Origin of the sequence: Hydrogenophaga sp. ZJX-1, from assembly GCF_048590325.1 — a bacterium.
Lineage (GTDB): Bacteria > Pseudomonadota > Gammaproteobacteria > Burkholderiales > Burkholderiaceae_C > Hydrogenophaga.
This window is the reverse complement of record NZ_JBMBRA010000001.1, coordinates 627,279-638,380: the sequence shown is the minus strand read 5'-3', so window position 1 is coordinate 638,380 and position 11,102 is coordinate 627,279. Positions and strand designations below refer to the sequence as shown.

Here is an 11,102-nt window from a genome sequence, read left to right as displayed (position 1 = left end):
CTCACTGCGCGGCGGGCGCGGCGAAACGCGTCACCTTCTGCCCCGGCGAGAGCACATGCGTGCCCGCAGCCACCACCTCTTCACCCGGCTTCAGGCCCTCGGCGATCACGATCAGGTTGCCATTGGCTCCCGCCACCACCACCGGGCGCGGCTGCACCGTCTGGCTCGCGGCGTCGAACACCCAGACCGCGCTGCCATTCGGCTCGCCCGAGACCGAAGCCATCAGCGCGCTGGTGGGCAACTGGATCATCGCGGGCCCGGCGCCTTCCGGCGCGGCCAGCGTCACATAGGCGGTCGCGCCCAGAGGCACCGCAGCCCCGTCCGGCAGCGACAGCTTGACCTGGTAGGTGCGCGTGGCCGCATCGGCGCTCGCGGCCACCTCACGCACCACACCATCAAGTGTGCCCCCGTTACCGGGCGCGCCTGCGGCCACCGCCCACAGGCGCACCTGCGCCGGCTGGCCCACGCGCAACTGCGCCAACCGGTCTTCCGGCACCGCAAACACCACATCGCGGGCCCCATCGCGCGCCAGACGCACCACCGGTGTGCCGGCCGAGACGACCTGGCCCACTTCGGCCTCCACGGCCAGCACCACGCCGGCCGCGTCGGCCAGCAAGCGGGTGTAAGCGGCCTGGTTGCCCTGCACCGCGCCCTGCGCCTGGGCCTGGCGCAGGCTGGCTTCGGCGGCCTGCAGCGTGGCCTGGCGGCGCTCGATTTCAGCCCCGCTCACAAAGCCCTGGGCCTTCAGGTCGGTGAAACGCTTCAGGTCGGCCGCTGCCAGGTTGCGCTGCGTCTGCGCCGCGCTCACCTGGGCCTGTGCGGCCTGGCTGGCCAGGGCCAGATCGTTCGCATCCAGTTGTGCCAGCAACTGCCCTGGCTTCACACGCTGACCCACCTCGGCCGGGCGCTGCAGCAGCTTGCCTCCCACCCGGAAGCCGAGCCGCGACTCGACCCTGGCCCGCACCTCACCGGCGTACTCGCTTTGAGCGCCCACGCCCGTGGCCGCGACGGTGATCAGCTTGACTGAGCGGATCGGCTCCTGGGGCGCTTCCGGCCGGGAGCAGGCGGCCAGTGCCAGCACGGCGGTCATGGCAAAGACAAAATGCGGTGTTTTCATGACGTTGCAAGGTTCCGTTGAAATCAGGCGTGGAAATGCTTAAAAACTGGGGCACCAAATTCGATGGCCCGATGCGCCCAAGTTAATGACTGACTGGTTAGTAACCAAAATTGTAGTTCAATCGAGGGACGCCGGGGCGCCCGGAGCAGCCGACACTCTGCACAATGCGGTCCTTTGGTGTCCACAGACACTGGCAGGCCTGACACCCACCCTGAAACACCACCCGGCCGAGCGCCCATGACCCATCTGCCCCAGACCGCCGAAACCACCACCGCGCCCCACCCGGGCGCGGCGCCGCTGTCTGCCGGCGTCGGGCACTATGAAAACTTCCCGGTCGCCTCGCTGCTGTGCCCGCCCGCCCTGCGCCCCGCCGTGATGGCCATCTACCACTTCGCCCGCACGGCCGACGACATCGCCGACGAGGGCGACGCCGATGCCACACAACGTCTGGCCGAGCTGTCTGCCTACCGGCAGGCCCTGCAGGCGAGCCATGCAAATGGCCCCCTCCCTGCACGCTGGAACGGCGTTTTCGCGCCACTGCGCGAGGCGATCCAAAAGCACCACCTGCCGGCTTCGCCGCTGCACGACCTGATCAGCGCCTTCGAACAGGACGTGCGCCACACCGCCGCCGGCCACCACTACGCCGACACCGCCGAGCTGCTGGACTACTGCCGCCTCTCGGCCAACCCGGTGGGCCGCCTGTTACTGCACCTGTATGGCGTGAACGATGCCCCCTCGCTCGCCCGGAGCGACCAGATCTGCAGCGCGCTGCAACTCATCAACTTCTGGCAGGACATCAGCGTGGACCTGCCGCGCCAGCGCCACTACCTGCCCACCGACCTGCTGCAGCGCCACGGCCTGCCGCGCGAAGCCTTTGACGCCGGCGCCAGCCCCGATGCCGCCACCCAGGTGCGCATGGCGCAGGCGGTCGCCGCACTCTGCGCCCAGGCACGCGCCCTCATGGAGCAAGGAGCGCCACTCGCCCGGCGCATCCCTGGGCGCGCCGGCTGGGAGTTGCGGCTGGTCGTACAAGGTGGCCTGCTCATCCTCGACAAGATCGCCACCCTGCAACACCGCAGCTGGCAACAACGCCCACGGGTGGGCGCGACCGATATGCCCCGGCTGTTCTGGCGCACCCTCTGGATGCGCTGAATATCCACCGACACCCTCCGTCCTCAGTTCTGGTAACCGCCATGCAAAGCCTCCTCCGCCCCAGCTTGAGCATCGCCCTGCTCGGCTGCGCCCTGACGCTGCCCGTCTGGGCTCAGACCACGCCCGAACCAGCCCCTCAACCCGCAGCGGCGCCGGTTCGCAACAGCGTGGGCGTGGCCCGGCTCGACACGGTCTGGATCCGGCCCGAGCGCGAAGCGCCCGCCAGCGTGATCGCGCGCAACGAATCGAAGCTCTCCGCCGAGGTCTCGGGCACGCTGCTGCGCTGGACCGCCGATGTCGGCGCCCAGGTCGCGCGTGGCCAGGTGCTGGCGCAGATCGATCCGCGCGACGCGGAGCTGGCCGTGCAGCGCGCCCAGGCGGCGCTCGATGCCACCCAGGCGCGTCTGAAGCTGGCCCAGGCACAGCTGCAGCGCTCACGCGATCTGGTCGCCCAGGGTTTCTTTTCAAAAGAAGCGCTGGGTCAGCGCGAGACCGAAGTGACGCTGGTGCAGACCGAGGTCAGCGCCAACCGCGCCCAGTTGGCCACCGCCCAGCGCCAGCTGGCCAAGACCACGCTGCGCGCACCTTTCGCCGGCAGTGTCAAAGAACGCCTGGCGCAGACCGGTGAAGCGGTGGCGCCCGGCAGCGTGCTTTACGTGCTCAGCGAATCGGGGGCGGCGGAACTCCAGGCCACACTCAGCCCGGCCGACGTGCCCGGCCTGCGCGCCGGCAGCGAGCTGCGCTTCGTGGCCACCGGGCAAGTGGTTCCGGTGAAGCTGCTGCGTGTGGGCAGCACGCTGAGCGCACCGGCACGCACCCAGACCGCGCGCCTGGCCTTTGTGCAGACCGCCGAGGTTGCTCCACCGCCCGCCGGCACCAGCGGCACGCTGCGCTGGCGCGAATCGCGGCCGCACCTGCCGCCCGCGCTCATGGTGCGCCGCAACGGCGGCATGGGTGTGTTCGTGCAACAGGGCAGCGGCGCGCTGGCCACGGCCCGCTTCGTCGTCGTGCCCGGCGCCCAGGAAGGCCGGGCCTCGGCGCTGCCGGCCACGCTGGGCGGCGACACGCTGGTGGTGGTGAGTGGCCAGGCGGCGCTGCAACCGGGCGTGGCCATCGAGGTGAAGCCGGTCAGCGGCCGTTCGGCGAACTGAAGCAGGACGCCCCATGAAATTCATGCGCGCCCTCCTCACCAACCACCCGCTGGCCAACATCGCCTTCGTGGTGGTGATGCTGCTCGGGCTGGTCAGCTACAACACCATGCCGCGCGAGCAGGATCCCGAAATCAACTTCAACTGGGTCAGCGTCACCGCTGTGCTGCCCGGTGCCAGCGCCGAGGAGGTCGAGCGACTGATCACCAATCCGCTGGAGGACGCCATCAAGGGCGTGGCCGACGTGCGCTTCGTCATCTCCAGTTCGCGAGAAAACATCTCCAGCATGCTGGTGCGCTTTCGCGAGATCAACGAGCGCACCTTTGACAAGCGCATGGCCGACCTGCGGCGCGAGATCCAGAACAAGGCCACCAGCGAGCTGCCGCGCGAAGCCAAAGACCCGACGATCCTGGAGATCACCACCAGCAACGGCTTCCCCACCGCCGCGCTGATGCTGATGGGCCAGGCCGACGACGAAACCCTGCGCGTCAACGCGCGGCGCATCAAGGCCGACCTGGAGCGCATCGCCGGCGTGGACCAGGTCTTCGCCTCCGGCCTGCGCGACCCCGAAATCCTCATCAGCCCCAACGCCCAGGCGCTGGCCGCGCGCGGCCTGCTCGCCTCCGACGTGGCCGACGCGGTGGCCGCGTGGTGGCGTGACACCTCCGGCGGCACACTCAAGACCCAGGGCGGGGCCTGGTCCATCAGCGTCAAAGGCGTGATGACCGATCCGCAGGCGCTCGAAGGCCTGCCCGTCACCTCGGCCCAGCGCCCCGGCGTGGCCGCGCGGCTCGGCGAAGTGGCGCGCATCGAACGCGCGCGCGCACCGGCAGCGCAATACGCCGCGGCCGATGGTCAGAGCGCCATCTCGCTGGCCGTGACCAAGAAATCGGGCACGAACACCCTGGAGCTCGTCGACGTTCTCAGGACCTACATCCAGAACCAGAACAGCGTGCTCGAAGCGTCGGGACTCAAGCTCGAGCTGACCGACGACCAGACCGTGCCCACGCGCGACGCCATCGGCGTGATGGAGACCAACGCCCTGGTCGGCATGCTGATGGTGATGGCTGTGTGCTGGGTGTTCCTGGGCTGGCGCATCGGCCTGCTGGTGACGATGGGCATCCCGTTCTCGCTGCTCGGCACCTTCGCCGTGCTGGGTACCCTGGGCCACACAGTCAACGTTTCGGTGCTGCTGGGCGTGGTGATCTCCCTGGGCATGCTGGTGGACGACGCGGTGGTGGTCGTCGAATCCATCTACTACCGCATGGAGCGCGGCCAGCAGGCCCTGGCCGCGAGCCTGGACGCCATCGGCGAGGTGTGGAAACCCGTGGTGGCTTCGGTCGCCACCACCATGGCGGCCTTCCTGCCACTCATGCTGCTGCCCGGCATCATGGGCAAATTCATGTTCGTGATTCCCTTCGTGGTCACGCTGGCGCTGGCGATCTCGCTGATTGAGGCGTTCTGGATGATGCCGGTGCACGTGTCCGCCGTCGGCGTGCGCTTTGACCGCCCTTCGCGCGTGCAGGCCTGGCGCGAGCGCTTCAACCGCGGCATCCGCCTGCGCTACGGCCAGGCGCTGGGTTATGCCCTGCGCCGGCCGAAGCGCTTTGCCCTCGTGGGAGTGGTCGCGGTGGCCGCAGCGGTGGCCCTGATGGCGACCGGCATCATCCGCGTGCAGTTTTTCGCCTTCGATCCGATCCGCGCCTTCTATGTCAACGTCGACATGCCCCAGACCGCGGCACTGGAAGACACGCTGGCCGAAACCCAGCGTGTCGAAGCCGCCGTGCGCGAACAGCTGCGTGGCGTGGGTCTGGACGGCGAAGCACGCGCCGTGACCAGCACCGCCGGCCTCAAGTTCACCGAGACCGAGCCGGTCTATGGCGACCTGTACGGCCAGGTGTTTGTCTCGCTCAACCCGCGAACCGAAGGCTCACGCGAGGTCATGACGGTGATCGAGGACATGCGCAAGACCATCGAGAACCTGCCCGGACCCGGACGCAAGAGCTTCACCGCCCTGGCCGGTGGTCCGCCGGCGGGCAAGGCCATCAGCGTCAAGGTGCGCGGTGACGAATTCGAACCGATCCAGCGCGCGGCCGATGCCCTGAAGACCATCGTGGCCGCCATACCCGGCGCCAAGGACGTACAGGACGACAACCAGCCCGGCCGTGCCCAGCTGCAGTTGCAGCTGGACCCCGATGCCGTGCGCGATGCCGGCCTCAGCGCCGCCCTCGTGGCACGGCTCGTGCGTCTGAGCGTGGACGGCGAGGTCGTCGCCTTCACCCGCGACGGCGGCGACAAGATCGAACTGCGTGTGCGCTCCGACCAGGCCCTGCGCGAGGCCGGCAACCTACGTGTTGATCCGGCCAGCCTGCTCGACGAACCCATCGCCCTGCCCAACGGCCAGACCACCCGCCTCGGTGCCCTGGTGCGGGCCGAGGCCACACCGGGCCGCGGTTTCATCCGTCACCACAACCTGCGCCGCACCACCACGGTGGAAGCCAACCTCGACAAGGCCATCACCGACACCACGGTGGCCAATGGCATCGTCAAGGCCGAGTGGGAGAAAATCCGCACCCAGCACCCCGGCATCGACCTCGACTTTTCGGGCGAGCTCGAAGACATCGAAGAAAGCCTGGACGCGATGCAGGTGCTGTTCCTGCTCGGCGTGGGCCTGATCTACCTGATCCTCGCGGCGCAGTTCAAGAGCTACTGGCAGCCGCTGATGATTCTGGTGACGGTGCCGCTGGCCTTCACCGGCGTGGCGTTTGGCCTGGCGATCTCGAACAACCCGCTCTCGCTCTACACGCTCTACGGCGTGATCGCGCTGACCGGCATCGCGGTGAACTCGGCCATCGTGCTGATCGACGCCGCCAACGACCGCATGCAGCGCGGCATGAGCACCATCCACGCCATCATCCAGGCCAGCCGCCGGCGCGTGGTGCCGATCCTGATCACCACCACCACGACCATCGGCGGCCTGTTTTCGCTGGCGTTTGGCCTGGGCGGCCAGAGCCTGCTCTGGGGTCCCGTGGCGGCCAGCATTGTCTGGGGTCTGGCGTTCTCCACCGTGCTCACGCTGTTCGTGGTGCCGCTGCTCTACCTGGGCTTCATGCGCCCGAAAGCCGCCCGGGCGACGCGCCGGTGGTGGCGCTGGCGAAGGCCGGCCACGGCCTGAGGGCGGACCTCAGCTTTGCAGGCCCGGTTCAACAGTCTGCGAATCCCCACACCGGCAACCGATGGTGTGCACGCTCTCGACCGCGCCCCAGTCCGAGGGCATGGCGCTGTCCGCGATGTTCGGTAGCAGAAAATAAAACGTGGCGCCCTGATTGAGCTTCGAGGTCGCCCAGATGCGCCCGCCGTGGCTCTCGACAATGCGGCGCACCAGGGCCAGGCCGATGCCATCGCCCTTGAACTGTGGCTCGCTGTGCAGCCGCTGGAACATGCCGAACAGTTTCTGGGCGTGCTCCGGATCGAAGCCGATGCCGTTGTCGCGAACGAAGAACACCGGGCCATCCGGGTGCGGGTGCCAGCCGATCTCGACCTCGCTGATGTCGCGATGTCCGGTGTACTTCAATGCGTTGTCCAGCAGGTTGATCCAGACCTCGCGCAGGAGCACCGCATCGCCCTGGATCGACGGCAGATCCGGCGCGATGCGCCACTGGATGTTGCGCAGGCCCGCGTCGTCGCGCAGGCCCACCACCACCTCGCGCAACATCGCGTCCAGATCGACGCGTTGGACGTTCAGGCCTTCGCGCCCCATACGCGAAAACGACAGCAGGCCTTCGATCAGGTTCTGCATCCGGCTGGCGGCCTGCACGATGCGGTCGCAAAAGCCCAGACAGTCATCGACCGAACCCGTGGCCAGGTTCTCCTTGATCAGATGGGCAAAGCCGGCCACGTGGCGCAGGGGAGAACGCAGGTCGTGCGAGAGTGCGCAGGAAAACTCTTCCAGCGCACGGTTCGACTCTTCCAGCTTGCGGGTGCGCGCCAGCACCAGCTGGCTGAGCTCCTCATTGCGCTGACGCTTTTCTTCCAGCCGCATCTTGTAGAACGTGATGTTTTGGACCGACCAGCTGCGCGGCAGCGCGTACCGCCCGTCTTCATAGGCCGGCACACCGCGGCAACGCACCCAGCGCTGCTGGCCATGCCGGCCGATGACACGGAACTCCACGTCGAGCTCTTCACCGGCTTCTACCCCGACCGCCAGGCTGCGACGCAGATCCGGCACATCCTCCGGAACGGCGAACGCCAGCAGGCCTTCGAATTCGCGTGGTTCCTCGTCCGACACCATCCCGAGGATGCGGAACACCTCGCTGGACCAGCGGGGCCGGCCTGATTCCACTTCGGTGTCGATGCGCCCCAGCCGGGCCAGGCGCTGCGCCACCTCCAGGCGCTGTTTGAGCTCCACGGTGTGGCGCTCCTGCTGGCGGCGCTCCGTGATGTCGGACTGGATCGACAGGTAAGCGCACACCTCGCCGTTGTTGTCGCGAATGGGCTCGATGTTCAGCGACAAGTGGTACGTCTCGCCCGACTTCTTGTAGTTGACCAGTTCAAAATTGGAAACCGACTGCCCCTGCCGAATGAGGGTGGCCAGTCGCGAGAGCTCCGCCGCACTGGTCTGCGGGCCATGCAGCAGTTCGCGTGGCAGCTTGCCGATGCACTCGGGCAATGACCAGCCGGTCACCCGCGTGTAGGTGGCGTTGACCCATTTGATGCGCCGCTCCCGGTCGGTGACCACCACCATGTTGGTGCTGCCGTCCACCACCTTCTCCAGCATGCCCAGCCACAGCGAGAGGTCGTCGTTTCCGAGTGCATCTTTCATGGTCAAATTTTCGACACAAAGAACAAGGGGGTTAAAGCAAACCATGGCAAATAAAAGGCCGCATCCGCATCCAATGTGACCGGTCGCGCATTTCCTGGCAAACACCCGGCGACAGGCGAAATCACAGGGCCCAGAATCGCCTCGCCCGGCATCGAAAATAGGAGCGTGGCATTCAACAAGAACAAATTAGGGAGCTCACCCGCCATTGGTGTCCCTGCCACTTGCGATACCGCAATCCGCAACCATATAAACAGTGGCGGAAATGAAAATGATGTGATCCAGAGCGCACCTCAAAGTGGGCCGCCCACATTTTCATAAAGCAAACGTTCGCTGAATTCAGGTTGGCAAAAGGATCGCTGTCACGTCCCCGACGTTCACCCGGGAAAACAATGACCAGAGACGAACAGACACGACAACTCAAGGATTCAGGCTCATTGAGGGGAACACTCCAGAAGCCGACCGGAACCGCCAACTCTCCTGCCCAGGTAGCCCGCTGTCAGGTGTGCGCCACACGCTCGGTCTGCATCATGAGTTGTGTGGGCGAGACCACGGCCCAGACTCTGGCTGGCGCCATCCACGAACGCTCTTTTCGCAAATCGGACCTGGTACAGGTTGAGGGTGAGGTGGCCGACCACATCGCCATAGTCAAACTGGGCACGGTCATCGCCACGCGCCGGGGTGTCGATGCAATCGAACGACCGGTGGCGCTCTTCGGCCGCGGGCAGTTGATCGGCGCCTACGGCCTGCTGGGCCAGCGCAACCAGGTCGGGGGCAAGGCGCTCTCAGCGGGTCGCCTGTGCGTGATTGACATAGCTGCCCTGTACAGCCTGGGTGTCTTCGACCGGGTGTTCCTGGGCTGTGTCTACACCATGATCTCGACATCGTTCGGCCATCTGGCCGACTGGGCCCACGTCATGCGCGTCAAGGGAATCCTGCAACAACTGCTGGGTGCCTTGCAGCTGATGTCAAAAGATCAAAGCAACCAGTTGACCCGCCTGCCCAGCCACGTGGCTCTGGCCGAGCTGCTCTCGACCACGCGCGAATCGGTGGCGCGCAACCTGCGCCTGTTGGAGAAGGAAGGTCTGCTGATCCGCCGGGACCGCTGGCACTGCCAGCTCATCGGCCCGCAGCGCATCGACGGGGTGCGGCAGCCACCCAGCCGGTCCTGATCACCCCGCCCGTGGCACCCTGAGACCCCGCCCTCAGGAGAAGACTTCGATGGCTTCACGCAGCCGCGTGGCCTCGTGCTGCAAACCGCGAGCGGCGGCCGCGATCTGCTCGACCATGGCCGCGTTCTGCTGGGTCATCTGGTCCAGCACGCTGACCGATTCGCTCACCTGGGACACGGCACCGGCCTGTTCGGTGGTCACGGCGCCGATGCCGTCGATGAGGGTCGATACGTCCACCACCTGGCGCTGGCTGTCGGCCATCATCTGGCCCGCCGAACTCACCAACGCCACACCCGTCTCCGCACCAGAGCGCCCCCGGGCAATCAGCTCGCGGATCTCGCGCGCCGCGGTGGCGCTGCGCTGCGCGAGGGAACGCACCTCGCCCGCCACAACCGCAAATCCCCGCCCTTGCTCGCCAGCGCGGGCCGCCTCCACCGCCGCGTTGAGCGCGAGGATGTTGGTCTGGAAGGCCAGGCCGTCGATCACGCCGATGATGTCGGTCATGCGCTGACTCGACTGGTTGATGTCCTGCATGGTGCTCTCCACCTGACGCACCGCTTCACCGCCCCGCTGGGTGGCCGTGCTGGCCAGACTGGCCTGGCGCGCCGCCCGCACGGCGGACTCGGCGTTCTGCTGGATGCTGGCGCTGAACTGCTCCATCGAGGCCGCTGTTTTCTGCAGGTTCGCGGCCGCCTGCTCGGTGCGCGCACTCAGGTCATCGTTGCCTGCAGCGATCTCGCTGCTGGCGTCGGCCACCTGGGCCGCGCGCACCTGCACATCGTCCAGCAGCGCCTTGAGGTTGAATCCGGCCTGATGAAGCGCGCGTTGCAGGCGGCCGATTTCGTCCACACGCCCCAGCTCCTCAGGCGACGGCGTCTGACCCGAAGCCACGTGTTCGGCCTCGCCCAGCACCAGCGCCAGTGGCCGGACCACCTGCACCTGGAGCCGCCCCATCATGAGCAGCAACAACCCCAGCTGGATGCCGATGCCGCCCAGGGCGACCGGCCACGAGGCGCCGGTCACCAGCCAGCCAGCACAACCCGCCACAAACACCACCATCAAGGCCAGCCGCAGGCGCCACGCCAGCGGCATGCGACGCCCCCAGGACATCCAGGCCAGCCCGCCGCCACGCATCACCAGGCCCTGGCAGAAGCGCAGCCCCTGGGCGCGCCCCCCGCGAAAGCGCCGGTACAGGGATTCCGCCGCCTCGACCTCTGCCCGCAGCGGCGTTGTGCGCACCGACATGTAACCCACCAGCTGGCCCCCGCGGTACACCGGTGTGGCATTGGCCCGCACCCAGTAGTGGTCACCGTTCTTGCGCCGGTTTTTCACCAGCGCAGACCAAGCCCGTCCCTGGCGCAGCGTGTTCCACATGTCGGCAAAGGCCTCACGCGGCATGTCCGGGTGGCGCACCAGGTTGTGGGGCTGTCCGAGCAGTTCCTCGCGCGAGAAACCGCTGACCTGCACAAAGGCTTCGTTCACATAGGTGATGTTGCCCTGCAGATCGGTGGTGGACATCAATGTTGCGTCTGCCCCAAGGACGAATTCCCGCTGGGTCACCGGCTCGTTGTTTCGCATGAAATACCCCGCCTTCTTGAAAGAGGTTTACGGCAACAGGTCCGTTACCGTTCTGCAAACTTCGACCGGCAGCTGTGGAAATCCACGGTTACAGATGGGCGCTGCGTCACAACCCG

The 11,102-nt window shown here is 67.1% G+C and carries 7 protein-coding genes; 4 read left to right on the top strand and 3 right to left on the bottom strand.

What is annotated here, in order from left to right:
* Nucleotide 1: 1 nt before the first annotated feature.
* On the bottom strand, nt 2-1,117 hold the full coding sequence (locus ACN5W5_RS03160) for an efflux RND transporter periplasmic adaptor subunit (RefSeq protein ID WP_420047135.1): 1,116 nt from the start codon (nt 1,115-1,117) through the stop codon (nt 2-4).
* A gap of 237 nt (nt 1,118-1,354) precedes the next feature.
* Here ACN5W5_RS03160 and hpnC point away from each other — a divergent pair, with 237 nt between their 5' ends.
* Genes hpnC through ACN5W5_RS03145 form a run of 3 tightly spaced genes read left to right on the top strand, consistent with a single transcriptional unit; the run spans nt 1,355 to nt 6,592 of the window.
* Nucleotides 1,355-2,269 (top strand): squalene synthase HpnC, encoded by a 915-nt coding sequence (gene hpnC / locus ACN5W5_RS03155; RefSeq protein ID WP_420047134.1) that lies wholly within the window; start codon nt 1,355-1,357, stop codon nt 2,267-2,269.
* A gap of 41 nt (nt 2,270-2,310) precedes the next feature.
* Nucleotides 2,311-3,420, top strand: coding sequence for an efflux RND transporter periplasmic adaptor subunit (locus ACN5W5_RS03150; protein ID WP_420047133.1), 1,110 nt, complete (start codon nt 2,311-2,313; stop codon nt 3,418-3,420).
* A gap of 13 nt (nt 3,421-3,433) precedes the next feature.
* Nucleotides 3,434-6,592: an efflux RND transporter permease subunit gene (locus tag ACN5W5_RS03145; RefSeq protein ID WP_420047132.1), complete on the top strand. Its 3,159-nt coding sequence runs from the start codon at nt 3,434-3,436 to the stop codon at nt 6,590-6,592.
* Between the two features lie 9 nt (nt 6,593-6,601).
* On the opposite strand, the gene ACN5W5_RS03140 is transcribed toward ACN5W5_RS03145, so the two are convergent.
* Nucleotides 6,602-8,239: an ATP-binding protein gene (locus ACN5W5_RS03140; protein WP_420047131.1), complete on the bottom strand. Its 1,638-nt coding sequence runs from the start codon at nt 8,237-8,239 to the stop codon at nt 6,602-6,604.
* A gap of 527 nt (nt 8,240-8,766) precedes the next feature.
* Here ACN5W5_RS03140 and ACN5W5_RS03135 point away from each other — a divergent pair.
* Nucleotides 8,767-9,408: a Crp/Fnr family transcriptional regulator gene (locus ACN5W5_RS03135; protein ID WP_420047130.1), complete on the top strand. Its 642-nt coding sequence runs from the start codon at nt 8,767-8,769 to the stop codon at nt 9,406-9,408.
* 33 nt (nt 9,409-9,441) lie between these two features.
* Here ACN5W5_RS03135 and ACN5W5_RS03130 read toward each other — a convergent pair whose 3' ends face one another.
* Nucleotides 9,442-10,926 carry a methyl-accepting chemotaxis protein gene (locus tag ACN5W5_RS03130; RefSeq protein ID WP_420047129.1) on the bottom strand — a complete coding sequence of 495 codons (1,485 nt, stop codon included), beginning with the start codon at nt 10,924-10,926 and terminating at the stop codon, nt 9,442-9,444.
* Between the last annotated feature and the right edge of the window lie 176 nt (nt 10,927-11,102).

Coding starts and splice junctions, on each gene's coding strand:
- ACN5W5_RS03130 (WP_420047129.1), bottom strand. CDS start 10,926: ATGTCCACCACCGATCTGCAGGGCAACATCACCTATGTGAACGAAGCC.
- hpnC (WP_420047134.1), top strand. CDS start 1,355: ATGACCCATCTGCCCCAGACCGCCGAAACCACCACCGCGCCCCACCCG.
- ACN5W5_RS03135 (WP_420047130.1), top strand. CDS start 8,767: ATGAGTTGTGTGGGCGAGACCACGGCCCAGACTCTGGCTGGCGCCATC.
- ACN5W5_RS03145 (WP_420047132.1), top strand. CDS start 3,434: ATGAAATTCATGCGCGCCCTCCTCACCAACCACCCGCTGGCCAACATC.
- ACN5W5_RS03140 (WP_420047131.1), bottom strand. CDS start 8,239: ATGAAAGATGCACTCGGAAACGACGACCTCTCGCTGTGGCTGGGCATG.
- ACN5W5_RS03150 (WP_420047133.1), top strand. CDS start 2,311: ATGCAAAGCCTCCTCCGCCCCAGCTTGAGCATCGCCCTGCTCGGCTGC.
- ACN5W5_RS03160 (WP_420047135.1), bottom strand. CDS start 1,117: ATGAAAACACCGCATTTTGTCTTTGCCATGACCGCCGTGCTGGCACTG.